Below are 18307 nucleotides of genomic sequence, written 5' to 3'. Positions count from 1 at the left end.
TGTAAGTGTTACCACAGATCACCAGAAATAGAAAAGGAATATTAATATGCCGCAAGAACTGCATAAACAGGCTAGCCCCTATAAACCGAAGAAGGGAGAAACCTATATGAGTTCCAAGCAGCTTATGCATTTCCGCAATATACTGGAAGGCATCAAGTTTGAGTTGGGACGAGATATTGATCGCACGGTTCACACCATGCAGGACGAAGCCACGATTTTCGCTGATCCTAACGATCGCGCCAGCCAGGAATCGGACATGGCGCTGGAGTTACGGAACCGAGACCGTGAGCGCAAATTGATCAAGAAAATTGACGAGACTATCGCAAAAATAGATACTGGCGATTACGGTTATTGTGAAAGCTGTGGCGTAGAAATCGGTCTTAAGCGACTTGAAGCCCGGCCCACCGCCACTCTCTGCATTGATTGCAAGACCCTGGATGAAATAAGGGAAAAGCAGGTCGCTAAATAGTATTTTTCGGCTGACTTCTACAGGTATACATCTGCAGACGTTGCTGAATCGAATATTATTGCTATAAGATAAAAAGCCCTATCTCGCGATTAGGGCTTTTTTTATTTCCGCGGAAACAGGTTGGATCTGTCTTCAGCGATGGAGAGCAGCATGTAATAGGTACTCCTTTTTGAGGAGCTACAATTCTCGCAAGAGATTGTTCAGCTATACCTAGATTGCCGTGTTGTCAGTGACCTCGGCAGAAACAGCTTTCATGCTCAGGCGTAAACGGCCTTTGTCATCGGCTTCCAGAACTTTAACACGCACCACCTGACCTTCCTTGAGATGGTCAGTTACATTATTGACGCGCTCGTTGGCAATTTGCGAGATATGCAACAACCCATCCTTGCCCGGGAGGACGCTAACTATTGCGCCGAAGTCCAGAAGTTTTAAAACGGTTCCGTCGTAAATTCTTCCAACCTCAACCTCGGCCGTTATATCCTCGATACGCTTCCTTGCCAACTCGCCACCTTCAGCACTGATACACGCTATCATCACTGTGCCGTCGTCAGCGATATCGATTGTGGTCCCGGTTTCTTCCGTCAACGCACGAATCACCGCCCCGCCCTTACCAATTACGTCACGGATTTTCTCGGGATTGATTTTTATTTTGATAATACGCGGCGCATGTTCCGAAATATCCTCGCGCGTGGTGGGCAAAGCCTGTTTCATAATTCCAAGAATATGCAGGCGGCCTTCCTTTGCCTGTATCAGTGCCGCATGCAGGATTTCTTTAGTGATGCCCTGAATCTTGATATCCATTTGTAGCGCAGTGATGCCTGCTTCGGTACCGGCCACTTTGAAATCCATATCGCCCAGATGATCTTCATCCCCCAGGATATCGGTCAACACTGCAAATCTGTTGCCGTCCTTGATTAATCCCATGGCAATACCTGCCACATGGGCTTTCAGTGGTACACCGGCGTCCATTAACGCAAGACAACCACCGCAAACCGACGCCATGGAACTGGATCCGTTCGATTCGGTAATCTCCGATACCACTCTGAGAGAATAACCAAACTCTTCGGGAGTGGGCAACACAGCAATCAAAGCCCGCTTGGCAAGACGTCCATGGCCGATTTCACGGCGTTTGGGCGTCCCTACACGGCCGGTCTCGCCCGTAGCATAAGGCGGCATATTGTAGTGGAGCATAAAGCGTTCGGAGTAATCGCCTTGCAGTGCATCGATTTTCTGCTCATCCCGTCCGGTGCCCAACGTTGCCACTACCAGCGCCTGAGTTTCCCCTCGGGTAAACAACGCAGAGCCGTGAGCACGCGGTAACAAGCCGTTACGGATCGTAATCGGCCGGACGGTTCGCGTATCACGCCCATCTATACGAGGCTCGCCATCCAATATCTGTGTTCGCACAATTTTTGATTCCAGGGCAAAGCAGGCCTCCTTTACGGATTGCGCGTCCGGCCCTTCCTCAGAATTGACACCCACTTCGGTAAATACTCTTTTCCAGATATCGTCTATGGTTTCCGATCGCGCCTGCTTCTGCTTTAGCCGGAATGCGGCTCGCAAGTCATTTTCGGCCAAATGGGCGATTTTCTCAGCAAGCGCGGCATCCTTCGACACCGGGGCCCAGTCCCATGCGGTAACCCCTGCTTCGTCCGCCAATTCGCTGATCGCGTCGATCACCACTTGCATTTGCTGGTGGCCGTAGACGACAGCGCCCAACATGATTTCTTCGGATAGCTCCAGTGCTTCGGACTCAACCATCAGCACAGCTCGCTGAGTACCCGCCACCACCAGATTCAGTTGAGTCTGCTTCAGCTCGGTAGTACTCGGGTTTAATATATATTCGCCATTGATGTAACCGACACGAGCCGCGCCGATCGGGCCATCGAACGGTATGCCGGAAAGAACCAGCGCAGCGGAGGCGCCCAGAAGGGCAGGTATATCCGCATCCACCTCGTTATCGGAGGACAGAACCGTGGCCACAATCTGAACTTCATTATAAAAACTTTCCGGGAATAACGGGCGGATAGGGCGGTCAATAAGGCGGGAGGTGAGAATTTCCTTCTCCGATGGACGGCCTTCGCGCTTAAAAAAACTACCCGGTATTCTACCGGCGGCGTAGGTCCTTTCCTGATAATCCACGGTCAAGGGGAAAAAGTCTTGTCCCTGTTTAGCATTTTTTGCACCCACCACGGTAACAAGGACCACGGTGTCGTCCATAGTGACCATCACTGCGCCGTGCGCCTGCCTTGCTATTTCCCCGGTTTCGAGTGTTAGTTGATGAGACCCGTAGGTAATGCTTTTCTTGATTTTCAATTAACTGCCCTTTTCGATAAAATCATGCCGGTCACGTCAGATCAATAGCTATAGCTCCGGCCAGGCTTATTGGAAATAGCGATTTCATTCATGCCGCTGCTATCTCACGCTGCTCGATATCTATTTACGCAAGCCAAGGCGCTCGATCAGCGCACGATAACTATCATCGCTGCTACGCTTCAGGTAATCCAGCAGCTTGCGGCGACGGCTTACCATACGCAGCAAGCCGCGGCGTGAGTGATGGTCCTTGACGTGCGCTTTGAAATGACCGGCCAAATCGTTGATGCGAGCGGTCAATAAAGCCACTTGCACTTCGGGGGAACCAGTATCTCCGTCTGCTCGTTGATAGTCGCGCACCACCTGCGCTTTTTGTTCGGTTTTAACTGCCATACTGCTCTCCATTACGCCCAATAGGAAAGGGCGACATTTTACTCTTTAACAGGGTTAACTCTCAAGTAATGTAATGACTTTATTTCATTTTCGAATACCGGGCTGGTAAGCGCCGTCGAGTCTACGGGAAATAAGACGGGGAATACAACCGCCTTTGCGCACCAATCTCGAAATCATACTTAACCAGTTCGCTAGTCTGACACATATCCGCGGGGTGATGCGGCATTACGTGTCTTCATGCCAATTTCCGCGCCGGCATAACGCACCACAGCAGACAGAGCGGCACACGCGGCACGCGAACCCATCGCGAGACGAAGTAGCGTACTAACTGCTAAAGATCCCCGTACCAGCAGAGGCAGGAGGCGAGCGAGGTCCGCGCTTCCGTCCGGGCGCACTGCATCGAGCAGAACTGGAGGCGGCGAAAAGTCAACCGGGTCTGAGATCGCCCGTATGGCCAGAAACGGCAAGCCCGCGCGGACGGCAGCTTCTGCCACCGCACCGCTTTCCATGTCCACTGCGCAAGCCCCGGTTGCCTGCGCCAGCTCACGCTTGGCGATAGCCGAGGTCAGCATCTTGCTGCTCGCAGCCAATACGCCGCCGGTAACGTTCAAGTGGCCAGGCAGACATTGCCGCAAACTGTCACGCCAGCTCAGGTCGACTTGCAATGAACGATCGGCATGGACTGACTCAGGCAATATCAAATGCCCCGGACGCAAATTTGAATCCAATGCGCCTGCAAACCCAAAACTCATCAAGGCACTCGCGCCACCCATTCTCAACCCTTCTGCGGCGCCGCGAGCGGCCTCTTCACCCATTCCGCAGAGCCAGATTGCAGCGTTTTCCCCCAAGCTGATTTTTTGATTGAAGGGCAGACGGAGCGAGGTAATACATCGAGCTTCTATCCGCATCGCCGTGATGATGCCAATCTCCCTCACGCAGAAATCTTCCGCGTCAAAGCATGAAACCTGGCCAGTGCCCACAGTGGGAAATACTTGGTATAGCCATAATATCTCAGGTAAAAAACCCGCGGAAAACCGGGTGCCGTAAACCACGGGTCATTCCATAATCCATTGGCGCCCTGTTCACGCAACAGGTATTCGATGCCCCGGCGCACTTCATTGCTGTGCCCGTCACCTGCCGCCATCAGGGCTAACAGCGCCCAGGCCGTCTGAAAAGACGTGCTTCTCTCGAACTGTCCGGCGTTCTCCGGTTCGAAGTAGGTATCGTTACTTTCGCCCCAGCCGCCATCATCGCGCTGCACCGACTTCAGCCATTGCACCGCACGGCGGATTGCGAGATGGCCGGTATCAACGCGGGCCAGGCGGAAGGCCTCCATTACTGACCAGGTGCCGTAGATATAATTGCTTCCCCAGCGTCCAAACCAGGCTCCGCTGGGTTCCTGCTCGCGAAATAGATAGGCGAGGCCTCGTTCCACAACAATCTTATGTCTGGGTTCACCATACAATGAGAGAAAACCGGTGCAACGGGCGGTGACATCGCTGGTCGGCGGATCAAGCAAGGCCCCATGGTCAGCAAATGGTATTTCGTTAAGATAATAATAAGTATTGTCGGCGTCGAAGGCCGCAAAGCCGCCGTCGCGCGACTGCATTCCTGCAAGCCAATCTGCCGCCCGTACTATGCTCCCATGATAGGCTTGAGGATCCGCCTGATATAGTGCCCAAGCCACAGCTGCGGTGTCGTCCAGATCCGGATAATGAGGGTTGGCGTACTGGAAGGCCCAGCCACCACCTGGCAAGCCGGGGTGGTCTTCCTGCCAATCCGCGGGCGCATCGAGTATCTGGTGGGGAATGAGCCAGTCGAGCGCTTCACGGACGGGCTTTTGATCCGTATCAGCGCTTTCCTGCATGGCGAGGCAGGTAAGGACGGTATCCCACACGGGCGACGTACACGGTTGGCACCAGGCGCGTTGGCCTTCCTCCACCAGCAAACCTTGTAGCGCCTGGCGGCATTGGTTTCGATAAGGGTGATCGTAGGCATAGCCCAGCAATGCCAGGGCCTCGCCCGCATTCACTATGGCGGGAAAAATTCCTCCCAGACCACACTCCCCGTTTAGCCGCTCCACAATCCAATGTTCAGCCCGCCGTATTGCAATACGGCGCAGAGCCTGTGGAATGAATGGCTCGAATAGCGAAGCGGTACGCTCAATTATTAAAAACAGGCGGTTGAGGCGAGTGCGAACCGGAAAGTAGTCACGCTCTTCCTCCGGAGGCACCGTAAACAATTCACGGATATGAATTTCGCGCGGATTCGCCGCACGCGCCTTCAAACTGCATAAAATGGACAGCGGTATTGTAACGGTACGAGACCAATAGGCGATTTTGCTCAAGTGGAAAGGGAACCAGCGAGGCAACAAAATGATCTCTACCGGCACGAATGGAACGCCGCGCCAAGGAAGCTGACCGTACATGGCAAGCAGTATGCGGGTGAACACATTAGCTCGTGCGGCTCCTCCATGTTTTAAAATAGCGGCGCGGGCGCGCATCATGTGCGGCGCGTCGGGCGAATCACCTACGATCTTTAAAGCATAATATGCTTTAATTGTACAGCTAAGGTCGAAATGGCCCCCATAGTACAATGGCCAGCCACCATGCTCGAGATCCTGTTTTTCACGGATAAATCGGGCGAGCCTGACTTCCAGGCTTACATCGATATCATCCATGAAGTGCATCATTAATACATACTCTGCCGGAATTGTGCAGTCTGCCTCCAACGGAAAACACCAATGACCATCTTGTTTCTGTAGCGACAGCAGAGCATCACGCGCTGCGGTTAATCCATCTTCCAGCGTCGTTTTACTGGTGGGGTTAACCTGTTGATCTAACGAAGACAATGTGGCGGTACCTCCGAATCTATTCATTAATTTTTACCCAAGTTGCGTTTTTGCGGAATTCAGGATGAAATCCATCCATATGATAAGAAAAATAACTGAAGAATTCACAAAATTGTGTTTTTGCATGGACTTGCTATGCGCTATGCTACTGTGCGCTTTTTGGCGCTTCGAGAAAGGAATGCCTTACGATGAGATCGATATTGGCCGATCCTCAAGCCAACCCAGCATATTGCGAGTATCTACCTTAGGTTTCAGTGCCGTAGCGATGACGCCGCATTGGAGTCGTTCTGTCCGATTTCTTCGTCCATCGGGTCTTCGTAGCTCTCGGGTGGCGGATCTCCGTCATAAATTAAATGCTTGCGCTGCTGCAAAAATCCCTCTCGTACAAATAGATAGGGGTCCAGCGCCGCCTGGTCACGGACCCGCATAGGGCCAGAGAGCCTCGCTCTTCTGTCAATAATGCTTAAAACCGTGACGGGGCCTACAATAGCGCTACTCGCGAAGGTGCCGGCATAAAATAAAAGGTTGCTGAAAACGCTTACGGGTATTCCCGGCGCATCTCGATAGGTGCTGGGGCCGAGCAGAGGAACAAAAAGATATGATCCTGTATTGAAACCCCATACACCCAGTGTTTGCCCAAAGTCTTCATCATGTTGCGGCAAGCCCATGGGCGCCGCCATGTCGAAGAAGCCGCCCAAGCCAACCGTTGAATTGACGACAAAACGAAGACTATCCTGGAAGCCCTGACGGACTTTGCCCTGCAAAAAATCGTTCAGGATAACGTTCGGATACGCGAGATTGTCATAGAAGTTTCCAATCGAACGCACCATGGGGTCAGGTACGTATTTTATATAAACATCAGCAACCGGAGCCAGCAGGTTTCGGTCGATCGTATCCGTAAAGTTATAAAATTTTCGATTGGTCTCTTCATTAGGATCAATCGGATCCATGCCGGAGTCGCTCGTTCGTACGGTAGCGCATCCCGCGAACAATACGGCACATATTGCCAGCAAAACGGTTGTCCGGTGGTTATGTATCATGATCAGTTAAGATAGGCATGAATGCTAATCTCCAGGCATTGCTACTTTAATAACGCGGCGGCGCTCCAAGTGGGGAGTATAAACAATAAATGACAATTTAGCGTATAAGTTCGCTTACGTAAACAAAGGGAGAATAAGCCTGCCGGGACAGCGGCGGTGACTTGGCTTCCCGACCCCTCATCCCCGTTCCAGGACTTATATTCACCAGCGGCTTAAGGCGTGATCATACCTTAATGCTTTGGGCGGGTGCCTTCAATAAGATCGGCAGTATTACCAGCGTGCAGAGGAGCGTAAAAGTCAGTCCGACGGTAAGCATTATTCCCATGCTGGCGGTACCTTCGTGCGATGAAAACATGAGACTTGCGAAATCGACCAGTGCAGTCAGAGCACTATAGAAAATGGCCCTCGCGGTGCTGGTGTGGATCAAAACCTCGCTCACCATCTCGTTATTCAGGCTTCGGTGCACCATGTGCAGGCTGCTGTCGATACCGAGACCAAGCAATAGCGGCAAAGCAATGATATTGGCAAAGTTGAACGGTACATCCAACACGACGGTGAACGCGGCAGTAAACAAACTGGACAGCAAAAGCGGGGTCAGGACCAACAGCGTATATTTCACGCTGCGCAATATTATCAGCAGCGCGGCGACAATCCCCGCCAGCGCCAGCAGGAATGCCTGGATAAATGCCTGCACCACCGCCTCACCTGCCTCGAGGCTCACCATAGGCGCCCCGGTGGCGTTCGGTGCGACCTGTTGCACAGCGCGCACAAAACGCCGCAATGCATCGTTGTCGTTAAGATCTTCAGCCGGATAGATCGCGACCCGGTACTCGCCCGAGCGGCTTTTCCACCGGCTGCTTAGCGATTCCGGCAGATCCTGCATGCCAAATGGAACGGCTTCGGTAGCAATCCGCATGCTCTGCAAAGCGGAGGGCAGCGTAGTGAGAAGATCGGCCTCCACTGACTGCAGCAAGCGGCTTCTCTCGTCGACGCTCGCCGCATCGAGTCGGGCAAGCAGAGCGGCAAGGGACGCTTTGAGAGCGCGAACACTCGCCGACGCGGGATGATCTGGACGCTCGGCGATAAATCGATCCAAGGCGGCGGCCAATGCATCCAAAGATTTACGCTGACTTATCTGGGCTTCACCGCCCATCGGCCGGGCCTGCATTGAATTCGTCATCGGCCCCATCGTAAGCGCCATTTCCTCGATAAGCGAAAGTTTCTCTTCCTGCTCCGCCGGCAACAGATCGAAGATGGTGACCACCTTGGTCACTTCGGGAAGCTTGGCCAGCTGCTGCGCCAGACGTTCTGCTTCTTTTCGGCTGCCGGCCAACGCAGTCGCATGCCAGGGGGAATTGTCGGCATCCACAAGAAGTTCCTTGAATGTCCGTATCGCTTCCCCGTTCTGAGCTTGCATATTCAGCAGATTATAGTCAAACGTTACCCGCGGCAGTATTGCAAGAGCAGCGACCAAAGCGACGAAAGTGACGGCATAGGTCAACTTGTGCCACTTCAAGGATAGCTCAAGCACTTTCCCCACTGAACTCTTTGTGGCGGCCTTCGTTGACACTTTCCTGGGAAAATAACGTAGCAGGGCGGGGCCTATGGTAAGGGTAACAAGCAGACTGATCACCATGCCAGTACCGGAAATGATCCCCAATTCCGCGACTCCGCTATAATCGGTAGGCATGAATGCGTAAAAACCGATGGCGTTGGTGATCGTACACGCAGTCAGTGCCGCCCCGGCGTCGCCGCCAGACAGATGCATGGCTTCGGCTGGCGGAGTACCACTTTCCAGGATCTCACGATATCGGAGCAGAAAATGGATAGCAAAATCTGCCCCCAGACCGATATACAGCACTGCAAACGCGATAGAGATCAGATTCAGGTGACCAACCGCCGCAGTGGCGAACGCCGCGGTAAGAAGCAAACCCATCGTCAGGCAGACGAGCACATTAATTATCAGACCCGCGTTATGCATCGCAAAGTAAAGCACTATGGCGACCATTACAAACGTTATGATTCCGGCATACTCCATTCCACGCAGCGAGCTGTTGAGTTCCTCCTCAGCTAGCGCTACCTCACCGGTAATTCGCATCCGAACCGGGCCGTTTGCCGACACCCCGATATCTTTTGCTGCTGCATAAAGGGCGGCGATGGGCTGCTCTGCCGGGGATAGCTGCGTGTAATCAAGCTTTGGCTTAACTACGATCAGCTGCTGGTACTTATTCTTCTGCGGCTCACCGTTAAACAGCGTTTGCCACGATAAGGCCCGAGGCGATCCGTCGACCCGCGCGTCAAAAGTTGCACTTATCCCGCGCAGCACGGGCTGAAGCTCCATGCTGCGTCCCTCGCGCAATTCGTCCACCGCCCTGGTAAGCACGGAAGTGAAAGATGACAGAGTGGGGTTTTCGGAGATATGTGCTATGAGCGGCTGTGCAGCGGCCAAACGATCGGTGATTTGTTCCAGCTCGGGAAGACTTTCGTAGAGCAAGCCGTTACGCTCAAAAAAAACGTCCACGTTAGGAGTGTAGACATCATAAAAGCTCGCCGTATCTTTTTTTAGCCGCGCCGCAAGACGTTCGGCCGCCGTGTAAACCTGCTCGGGTGTGGGAGCGTCCAGCACCAGCAACAGGGTTTCCATATCCTGCGGGAACGTCTCGTTGTAGTGCTTCATATTGACGCGAAACGGCAAATGCTCCGAGAGCATGTCCGTGGTATCGGTATTTATACCGAGGTTACGCGAAACATATAATCCGCATACGACAGTGACCAATAAAGCCGAAAGAAGAACCCAAGCGGCGTATCGGTAAGAGAGTGTGGACCAGCGCGCGAAGATGTCGTATATGCGGCTGTGAGAAGCTTTGGTTGGTATGGCCATCCTTAAGGAAGCAATTTAGGACGATCAATCCTCGGTGCTGCCCAGGTTTTTTTAACCTTGCTCGGTCAGGATGATCTTTTTCTTGAGCATGTCGATGAGTGTCGCGAAACCATCACGCTGGAGGATAGCGCGGTACTCGACCCGTTTTAGCGCGAGATCGCTGACGCCGTCAGCCAGGACGTTGACGATGCGCCATCCATCCTTCCCGTTCCGGAGGATATAGTCGAAACGTACGGGCTCACCGGTAGGTAAAAACAGCTTGCTGCGTACCATTATCTGATCCCGCGGCATGGATTGTTGCTCTATAAATTCGAACCGCTCACCTTCGTAACTTTTGAACCAACCCGCGTAGGTGCCGATGCTGAGCTTTCTGAAAATGTCCTTGAACGTACGCTGTTGCTCGGCATCCAGCTGAGTCCAGTTGGCCCCTAGCGTAGTGCGGGCAATAAAATCAAGATCGTGGGTACGATCAATAACAGGGGCCAGCAATTCATAGCGACCTTCATATCCGAGTTTTGGGCCTTCTCGCATCGACTTGAGAAGTGACTCGTGCAGGTCATTCACGACCTGTTCCGGACCGGGAGAATCCTGAGGCTCGGCCCAGGATGCCGGCGCAGTCAGAAACATGACTGCTATCATCTGAAATTTCAAAGCGGACGTAATAGCGCGCAGGACTTTCATATTGACAACCTTTATAGCAACGCTAACCGCGCTATAACGCCGTAGCGCCAAAGTGAGGCCTGATCAGTCCGGCCAAGCATTATACCCGATGGGTTGGGCGCTACCATGACTGAATTAAACCCGCCATGGCTATCCCATCTGTTTAAGCCTGGGATCACAAGCGTCCATAACAGCCATGCCCCATGAACTCACTGTGAACAGCGAGTAATCAGAGGAAGCCGGGGTTCTGTTGCCCTTAAAGCCGGCGCGCGGGCTTTAAGGGCACAACAATAGCGATGGTTTATCACTCTACTTTAACAGGAATTCCAGCGAGCGTTGCTGGAGATTTCAGTTTTTCCGACGCCCATTTAGGTGTAGATTCAGCCACCATTGGACCGGTGGTTCTCGGACCCCTGAGGGAGGTGAGTAATGCCTTCACCGGATGCTGTAACATATCTTCAACGGCGGTGGCCTCATAGCCACAATGGGCCATGCACTGGGCACACTTGGGATTGCTACTGTTACCGTATTTTTCCCACGGGGTGTCCTCCAGCAGTTCCTGGAAACTGGACGCATATCCTTCATCCGACAATAAGTAGCAAGGTTTTTGCCACCCGAACACATTGCGCGTTGGATTGCCCCAAGGAGTACATTGATAATTCTGGTTACCTGCAAGAAAATCAAGATAAAGCGTGGAATGATTCAACTTCCAGTTCCGTGTCTTGCCCAACTTGAAGATACCTCGAAATAAATTCTTGGTATCCTTCCCCTTAATAAAGATATCTTGCCTCGGAGCGCGTTCATAGCTGAATCCCGGCGCGATGGTTGCGCCTTCGATACCTAACTCCATGGCATAATCAAGAAACTCGGCAACATCCTCGGGCGTCTCGCCCTGAAACAGGGTACAGTTTACGGTGACCCTGAACCCTCTTGCCACTGCCAATTTTATGGCTTCAACTGCCCGGTCAAAAACACCATCCTGGCAAACTGAGGCATCATGCCTCTCTTTCAGGCCATCCAGATGGATGGAAAAAGTCAAATAAGGTGACGGCGTATAGTCGTCCATCTTTTTTTTCAACAGGAGCGCATTCGTGCACAGGTAAATATACTTTTTCCGCGCAATAATACCCGCGACAATTTGCGGCATTTCCTTATGTATCAGCGGTTCCCCCCCGGGAATGGATACCATGGGCGCGCCACACTCATCAACCGCCTCCATGCATTGTTCAACAGAAAGCCGCTGATCCAGGATGTGGTCCGGATAGTCTATTTTACCGCAGCCTGCACAAGCCAAATTACAACGAAACAGAGGCTCCAGCATCAGAACCATAGGATATTTTTTTACCCCTTTCAACTTTTGCTTGAGCAGATAAGTGCCTACAGCTATTTGTTGACGTAAAGGAACTCCCATGAGTAAACCCTCCAAAAACTTGTATAAAACCGATTGATAGCCACAGGCAATAAGTGCCCAGTTTTTTCTGTTATTTTCCCATGCCGAACTTGATAGCCCCGATACGTTTTGATCCCCGGAAGATCGCGTATCTCACTCCTGCAGCTTGCAAGCTACCGCTCTGGTACTCCGGTCTCTCCACTCCTGACCCACCATGCATTCCGCATTAAATATGCTGCCTCATTACGCCATCTTGAAGCGCTCTGCGACAGATCAAGTTCCGGTAATTTTTTCTCTTACATTCTTTTTACAACAGCATATTAGCACGGATATTTTTCAAACTAAACACACAACCTTTTCAGGGTCTTATGAGCCTCCGAACAACCCTTAACGCACGCCTAATGGTGGTTTGGGGCATGTTCTATTCCCTTCCACTTCTCTCTTTATGGGATGGGCTGGTTCCCTAAAAGAAGGAAAAAAATGGGGCGCCTAGGCGCCCCATTCTCAACTGGTTCGTCTCAATTAAAAATTGTGACGGATACCAATCGTGTAGGTAGCACGGCTACCTGTTGCATAGCTCGGAGTATTATAGCTGACAGTAGCGGTGCCGAGGTCATTCACGGACGCAGCATTCGGATTGCTCACGTACACATGCTGATAGCCACCGAACACGCTCGTGCGCTTGCTCAGATTATGAATCGCGCCTACCGTAAAGCTATCGGCCTTGCGTGCTTGTGCGCCATTGACGCCGCCTGCGTGAGCCTTGGTCATACCGCCCTGAGCCACCAGGGTGGTGTTGCCCCACTTGTATTGCGCGCCTGCGAACCAGATGTTGCCATCGCCACCCCAGTTCATTGCGGAATTGCACTGCCCTGTGCCGCTACCAGCGGCGTCGAGCGGGTTTGCTACCAGTGCGGCTGCTGTGGTACAGGTGGCGGAGCCAAGCGCGTTGTTGATATTTTCATATTGGCCGCTGAGCTTGAAGTTCTCCCAGGTCCATGCACCACCAACTCGCCATATTTCTTCTGTCTTGAGACCGATGCTCTTCTGTGTTCCATTGGCGTTGTCTCTGGAGTATCCGCCAAATATATCAAGCCCCATACCTGCGAAATCGACGTGATATTTGGCAGCAGCCTGGCCGTCGAACTCACCGTTTCTACCGCCGGTATTGCCTTGGCTGCCCAGTCCGCCCGGAGCGAAGCCAGCTATCAGGCTGCCGGATTGCAGGGGATCGAGCGTATTTGCATCACCCGGCATAAGCAAGCCGGAAAAAGAGAAACCTTCTATCGTTGCTGAGTCGTAACGGATGGCGCTGTTGACAAAGCCATTTGCACCCGAACCCAGACCGTTGGCGCCAGCAGACATGGTACCGCCGGCACCGTTGGCTTGCAGCGTGGTGTATGCAAACGGATCAATCGTCATACCACCGGCGAAGTCCTTGAAGGGAGATTGAACGCGGCCAAATTTGATATCACCCCACTGGTTGCTGGAAAGACCAACCCATTGCTCCCGAGGAGTGGTGGCTGAACCGGAACCAGCGTTCAAGCCCATTTCCAGACGGGCATTTGCTCTCAGCCCATTGCCGAGATCCTCGGTAATGTGCAGGCCCCAACGTGATGAGCGGGAGTTGTCTTGCAGTGATCCCTGGCTGGGTTGGCTAGCGAAATCGACAAGGCTGTATTCAGCTTGTACCCGGCCAAAAATTGTGACGTTTGTCCCCTGAGCGGATGCAACCACCGGGGCCGCGAGTGCACCAGCAGCAGCCAGTGCAATCAGTTTCTTTTTCATATGGAAAATCTCCTTTAAAGTTGAAACGGTGGGGTGCTTCTCACCGACCCTATTTCGGTGAAGTAGTGTCCCGCTGCTTGGACCTCTCTGAATGAGAGGGTTGAGAGATTGTGCCTAACGTCGCAACGGCTAGCAAGGAAATAACGAGACTTTCGAAATATGGAAGATGTATGTGTTGCTTTTTTGCAACAAAAAGGTTCGGCTCGTGATCCAGGCAAATGTGAGCGCCGGTTCGGGCGGCATAAACTGTAACACTTGTGCGTCAATCCGTTCCAAACAGTCGTGCAAGCTCTGCCCCTGGATCATCGGCGCGCATGAAAGCTTCGCCCACGAGGAAAGCATTCACCCGATGATCGCGCATCAGCATGACATCGGCGGATACGAGTATGCCGCTTTCGGTAATCACAATGCGCTCCGGCGGAATACGGTCGAGCAATTGCAGCGTTGTGTCCAGGCGAGTTTCGAACGTATGCAGGTTGCGATTGTTGACGCCAATCAAAGAGGAACTTAATTGCAACGCGAGATCCAGCTCCGCACCGTCATGTACTTCAACCAGCACCTCCATGCCGAGCGCGTGTGCGAGCGATTCGAGCTTGAGCATCCGGTTCACTATTTCTGTCTCTTGCCGGCATTCTCCAGCCATGAAAGAAGCCTCGCGGAAGGCCGCGACGATTACAAGGATGCAATCCGCTCCCATCGCACGGGCCTCAACCACCTGATATTCGTCCAGCATGAAATCCTTGCGTAGCACCGGCAGATTACAAGCGGCTTTGGCCTGCCTTAAATACTCCGCGCAACCGCTGAAAAACTGCTTATCGGTTAATACGGACAGGCAGGCGGCTCCATATCTCGCATAGCTGGTCGCGATGGCGGCCGGATCGAACCGCTCTCGCAAAACACCCCGGCTGGGGCTGGCTTTCTTGATCTCTGCAATGACCGCGGGCAGCCCGGCGGTCATTTTATCGCGGAGTGCCGCAGCGAAATTTCGGGGAGGGGGCTCAGCCTCGGCTTCGCGATACAATCCATCAAGCGGCCTCACTGCCTTTGCAGCAGCGATCTCCTGCCGCTTGACGGCTAAAATCTCTTGCAGAATGTCGGCCATAGGCTAAATCCGGGAAACCTCATTCCGATTTTCACGATTTGAGAATTCCACCAGTTCCAGCAGTTTTGCTTTAGCTGCACCGCTCTCTATCGCGGCGCGGGCTTTTTCCACACCTTGCTTCAATGATTCCGCTACACCCGCAACGTAGACCGCCGCGCCTGCGTTAAGCAACACGACATCGCGTGCCGCGCCAGGCTGGTCATCCAGCACCGACAACAACATTTCTCTGGATTGAATACTATCTTGTGCCTGTATTGACTCAATGGCAGCAGTATTCATGCCGAAATCTTCAGGTTTAATACTGTATTCAATCACCTCGCCATGCCTGAGCTCGCCTACCCAGGTTTCGCCGGCTATGGTGATCTCATCCAATCCCCCTTGCCCATTTCTGCCGTGGACCACCATTACGTGACGGCTGCCCAGTCGCTGCAGTACTCGAGCCAATATGCCGACGAGATCGGGATGAAATACGCCCAGCAACTGATTTCTCGCTCCGGCGGGATTGGTCAGCGGCCCAAGGATATTAAACAGGGTGCGCACGCCCAGATCGCGCCTCACCGGTGCGGCATGTTTCATGGCGCTGTGAAAATTGGGAGCAAACATGAATCCGAGGCCGATCTCCTTTATGTCCTCGGCTACCTGACCTGGGGTCTGGTTGAGGTTGACGCCAAGAGCCTCAAGCACGTCCGCGCTACCTGATTTGCTGGAAACGGAGCGCCCACCGTGCTTGGCGACCCGCGCGCCCGCAGCAGCCGCGACAAAGGCTGCGGCCGTTGAAATATTGAAAGTATGGGCCGCATCGCCTCCAGTCCCGCATGTATCCACGAGATGTCGGTTATCCGCCACTTCCACGCGGGTAGCAAATTCGCGCATCACCTGTGCCGCAGCGGCGATTTCGCCAATGGTCTCTTTCTTTACCCGCAGTCCGGTGACGATAGCAGCGATCAGTGCGGGTGACAACTCGCCACGCATGATCTGCCGCATGAGTGAAAGCATTTCATCGTGAAAGATTTCACGATGTTCTATGATGCGGGCCAGCGCTTCTTGCGGCTTCATAAATCTTTCCTTTTCCGGAATGCGTCAGCTTCACATGGCCCTCTTCAGGGTCGCTCAGACAGCTCTTACTGGCTCAGAAAATTTTCCAGCAACTGGTGTCCGTATTGGGTGAGGATGGATTCCGGATGAAACTGCAGGCCTTCGACCGGGAGAGTTTTGTGGCGCACGCCCATTATCTCCCCATCTTCAGTCCATGCAGTGATTTCAAGACATTCCGGAAGGCTCTCGCGTTCTATGACCAGCGAATGATAGCGAGTCGCGGTGAACGGGTTTGGCAAATCACGAAATACGCCGACGCCATTATGAAAGATAGGCGAAGTTTTGCCATGCATGAGTTGCCGGGCGTGGATGATTTTTCCGCCGAAAGCCTGCCCTATGCTCTGATGCCCCAGGCAGACGCCCAATATGGGAACCTGACGGCTGTAACGCTCAATTAACGATACCGATATGCCCGCTTCATCTGGCGTGCAGGGACCCGGCGAAATTACAATACGCGCAGGCTTTAGCCGCGCAACTTCACCGGCTGTAATTTCATCATTGCGAAACACCATCACTTCTTCGCCCAATTCGCCAAAATACTGCACCAGGTTGTAAGTGAAAGAATCGTAATTGTCGATCATCAACAGCATTTATGGAAATTTACCTTGGGAAATAGATAAAAATCCTTTATGCCTCGCCTTTTCATGTCGAGCATAGGGGGAGTGGCATAGAAGGGAACTTGATATTATCCCTTCTCCATAGCGGGCGGACAAGGATAAGATAAGATGGCTGAAGGACGGGAATAAAAATACCAAAAGTGGGCTATATATTTCAGGCACGACTAATTACTTGTACATAAGATACAAATCAAAAATACCGTCTGGCCGCCATTATAAAGTAGGGTGTAGCGAGGGCCTGCGAGCGTCTAACAATTGCTTTGAATTATGAGAGGTCGTGGGCTCGACAATTTGCATCGAGCGCTTGGATCGATTGAACTCTATTCTCCGATTTATCGTTTGAGTCCGCATTTCACTGGAATCACCTTCTTCGGCAATTAGCGCATTGCCATGCCCATAAGAAATATCCGCAAAGGAAACTGGAGGCTGTAAAAAACTTATCTCCATTTGAAGTTCTCTGTAACCAACTTCCCGTAACTCATCAAGGCTTCTTTCATAAGGCGGATGCAAGGTACCGCCATATTGTGCTGCGATACCGGCCAAAAGTTCATTTGTAACGCTGGATGCCTCCATAATCTGAAGTATCTCGTCCCAGTGCGAGCCCATTTTGCCGCGCCGGTCGCTGCCCATACGGCGGTATGACTCCACTCCATGCAGAACCTTGCCCCGGAGCTGCTGCTTTGTTCTTATCGGCAGATGGTAAATAGGGAAACTGTCTCTTGCCGGAAACTTGACCTTTGAGGATCTGGTTCCCAGAAAAAGGGCGTGATTACCCTGAACAATAAAATAGCTGGTCGAGAAAATACGACTGGGCTGAAATGCTATTTTGTGATAGCTGGACGGTTGGGGTGGTTCGAGAAAAAATTGGCTGATCACGTCGCCGCTCTCCATATCCAAAGGTACCAGATTGAGCCATGGCATCGAAATGACGGGAAAGGAATCCAATTCAGAAAGTTTGCGATCAAACTCCTCCTTTGATCTAAACGGCAGAAACTCATCGACGTCAAGAAAGAAAACCCACCCCGGCATCTCCTGATCCACGAGATTTTGTGTGATCCAAGTCATTAGTTCGGACTGGTAATAACCGGGCTCATCAAAAAAATAACATTCGATATTCGGGTGCTTTTCCGACAGGAGTGTTATGTATTCCCTCGAGCCGTCCGATGAAAGATGGTCAACCAGAATAATCCGGTCGAATAAAGATAAAGCATGCGCAGAAAAAGTCTCAAGAATTCCTTTCTCATTTCTGATCATGGTGATGAGTGTTGTTTTCTTCCTGCGATGATCCGCAACTCGACCTACGTTTGCTAGTAGAGGGGAAGACCATAGCAGCTTCCAGCGAGCGATAAATTGCGACTTGAGAAAAGTGTTCATGAAATCGTGTAGTGGGTTATTATTTTCTTCATTTGACCTGTGAGCAGGTGCAATAAAAAGGCAGGAATGAGCCGGCAATAATTCCGCGGGCCGGATTCTACCCCATACTGAGCAGTTGTGGGTGCCCCTGCCTCTGACCAACCATCTGGATTTCAAAGGTGCCAGACGAACTGCTGCCCAGATCGCCGGAGAAGGCCTATTTTTCCTGTGCAGATCGTTGCTTGGAAGGGGAATCAAAGCAGACAAAATAGAAGCTGTTGATGCCTCGACGGTTTGTCGAGTGTGCACTAGGGGCCCGCGCGGGCTTTTCACGGTTTGCTCTGCTTCAGGACTT

At 52.3% G+C, this 18307-nt stretch carries 14 protein-coding genes; 1 reads left to right on the top strand and 13 read right to left on the bottom strand.

Annotation, left to right across the window (positions count from 1 at the left end; all coding sequences use genetic code 11):
* Positions 1–46 precede the first annotated feature (46 nt).
* Positions 47–469 (top strand): RNA polymerase-binding protein DksA, encoded by a 423-nt coding sequence (gene dksA / locus BUA28_RS10165; RefSeq protein ID WP_072768009.1) that lies wholly within the window; start codon positions 47–49, stop codon positions 467–469.
* Positions 470–679: 210 nt separating this feature from the next.
* Here the strand turns inward: dksA and pnp are convergent, their stop codons facing one another.
* From pnp to BUA28_RS10100, 13 genes are all read right to left on the bottom strand, one after another.
* Positions 680–2785: a polyribonucleotide nucleotidyltransferase gene (gene pnp, locus BUA28_RS10160; protein WP_072768008.1), complete on the bottom strand. Its 2106-nt coding sequence runs from the start codon at positions 2783–2785 to the stop codon at positions 680–682.
* A gap of 120 nt (positions 2786–2905) precedes the next feature.
* Positions 2906–3175, bottom strand: coding sequence for a 30S ribosomal protein S15 (gene rpsO, locus BUA28_RS10155; protein ID WP_072768007.1), 270 nt, complete (start codon positions 3173–3175; stop codon positions 2906–2908).
* Positions 3176–3366: 191 nt separating this feature from the next.
* Entirely contained in the window at positions 3367–4110 is a 744-nt protein-coding gene (locus BUA28_RS10150; protein WP_072768006.1) for a phosphorylase family protein, read from the bottom strand.
* Entirely contained in the window at positions 4107–6053 is a 1947-nt protein-coding gene (shc, locus tag BUA28_RS10145; protein ID WP_072768005.1) for a squalene--hopene cyclase, read from the bottom strand. Before shc ends, BUA28_RS10150 begins: the two co-directional genes overlap by 4 nt.
* Before the next feature lie 224 nt (positions 6054–6277).
* Positions 6278–6976: an MlaA family lipoprotein gene (locus BUA28_RS10140; protein ID WP_256598296.1), complete on the bottom strand. Its 699-nt coding sequence runs from the start codon at positions 6974–6976 to the stop codon at positions 6278–6280.
* Between the two features lie 313 nt (positions 6977–7289).
* On the bottom strand, positions 7290–9947 hold the full coding sequence (locus tag BUA28_RS10135) for an MMPL family transporter (RefSeq protein ID WP_072768003.1): 2658 nt from the start codon (positions 9945–9947) through the stop codon (positions 7290–7292).
* 51 nt (positions 9948–9998) lie between these two features.
* Positions 9999–10628: an HpnM family protein gene (locus BUA28_RS10130; RefSeq protein WP_072768060.1), complete on the bottom strand. Its 630-nt coding sequence runs from the start codon at positions 10626–10628 to the stop codon at positions 9999–10001.
* Positions 10629–10911: 283 nt separating this feature from the next.
* The gene (hpnH, locus tag BUA28_RS10125; protein ID WP_072768002.1) at positions 10912–12018 is read right to left on the bottom strand and encodes an adenosyl-hopene transferase HpnH; all 1107 of its coding nucleotides are present in this window, start codon (positions 12016–12018) and stop codon (positions 10912–10914) included.
* 501 nt (positions 12019–12519) lie between these two features.
* Positions 12520–13785: a porin gene (locus BUA28_RS10120; protein ID WP_072768001.1), complete on the bottom strand. Its 1266-nt coding sequence runs from the start codon at positions 13783–13785 to the stop codon at positions 12520–12522.
* 262 nt (positions 13786–14047) lie between these two features.
* Positions 14048–14887: an indole-3-glycerol phosphate synthase TrpC gene (trpC, locus tag BUA28_RS10115; RefSeq protein WP_072768000.1), complete on the bottom strand. Its 840-nt coding sequence runs from the start codon at positions 14885–14887 to the stop codon at positions 14048–14050.
* A gap of 3 nt (positions 14888–14890) precedes the next feature.
* Complete coding sequence (gene trpD, locus BUA28_RS10110) at positions 14891–15943, bottom strand: anthranilate phosphoribosyltransferase (RefSeq protein WP_072767999.1); 1053 nt, start codon at positions 15941–15943, stop codon at positions 14891–14893.
* A gap of 65 nt (positions 15944–16008) precedes the next feature.
* Positions 16009–16572: an anthranilate synthase component II gene (locus BUA28_RS10105; protein WP_072767998.1), complete on the bottom strand. Its 564-nt coding sequence runs from the start codon at positions 16570–16572 to the stop codon at positions 16009–16011.
* Between the two features lie 240 nt (positions 16573–16812).
* Positions 16813–18285: a glycosyltransferase family 2 protein gene (locus BUA28_RS10100; RefSeq protein WP_178298008.1), complete on the bottom strand. Its 1473-nt coding sequence runs from the start codon at positions 18283–18285 to the stop codon at positions 16813–16815.
* Positions 18286–18307 lie beyond the last annotated feature (22 nt).

The organism is Nitrosospira sp. Nsp11 (genome assembly GCF_900142705.1).
In the GTDB taxonomy this organism is placed as follows: domain Bacteria; phylum Pseudomonadota; class Gammaproteobacteria; order Burkholderiales; family Nitrosomonadaceae; genus Nitrosospira.
The sequence above is the reverse complement of the archived record's forward strand: the minus strand, read 5'-3'. Positions and strand labels throughout refer to the sequence as shown.

What these genes read in the sequence shown, in the direction of transcription:
- dksA (WP_072768009.1), top strand. Translation starts at nt 47, where the DNA reads ATGCCGCAAGAACTGCATAAACAGGCTAGCCCCTATAAACCGAAGAAG.
- rpsO (WP_072768007.1), bottom strand. Translation starts at nt 3,175, where the DNA reads ATGGCAGTTAAAACCGAACAAAAAGCGCAGGTGGTGCGCGACTATCAA.
- shc (WP_072768005.1), bottom strand. Translation starts at nt 6,053, where the DNA reads ATGAATAGATTCGGAGGTACCGCCACATTGTCTTCGTTAGATCAACAG.
- BUA28_RS10140 (WP_256598296.1), bottom strand. Translation starts at nt 6,976, where the DNA reads ATGGATCCGATTGATCCTAATGAAGAGACCAATCGAAAATTTTATAAC.
- BUA28_RS10135 (WP_072768003.1), bottom strand. Translation starts at nt 9,947, where the DNA reads ATGGCCATACCAACCAAAGCTTCTCACAGCCGCATATACGACATCTTC.
- BUA28_RS10130 (WP_072768060.1), bottom strand. Translation starts at nt 10,628, where the DNA reads ATGAAAGTCCTGCGCGCTATTACGTCCGCTTTGAAATTTCAGATGATA.
- hpnH (WP_072768002.1), bottom strand. Translation starts at nt 12,018, where the DNA reads ATGGGAGTTCCTTTACGTCAACAAATAGCTGTAGGCACTTATCTGCTC.
- BUA28_RS10120 (WP_072768001.1), bottom strand. Translation starts at nt 13,785, where the DNA reads ATGAAAAAGAAACTGATTGCACTGGCTGCTGCTGGTGCACTCGCGGCC.
- trpC (WP_072768000.1), bottom strand. Translation starts at nt 14,887, where the DNA reads ATGGCCGACATTCTGCAAGAGATTTTAGCCGTCAAGCGGCAGGAGATC.
- trpD (WP_072767999.1), bottom strand. Translation starts at nt 15,943, where the DNA reads ATGAAGCCGCAAGAAGCGCTGGCCCGCATCATAGAACATCGTGAAATC.
- BUA28_RS10105 (WP_072767998.1), bottom strand. Translation starts at nt 16,572, where the DNA reads ATGCTGTTGATGATCGACAATTACGATTCTTTCACTTACAACCTGGTG.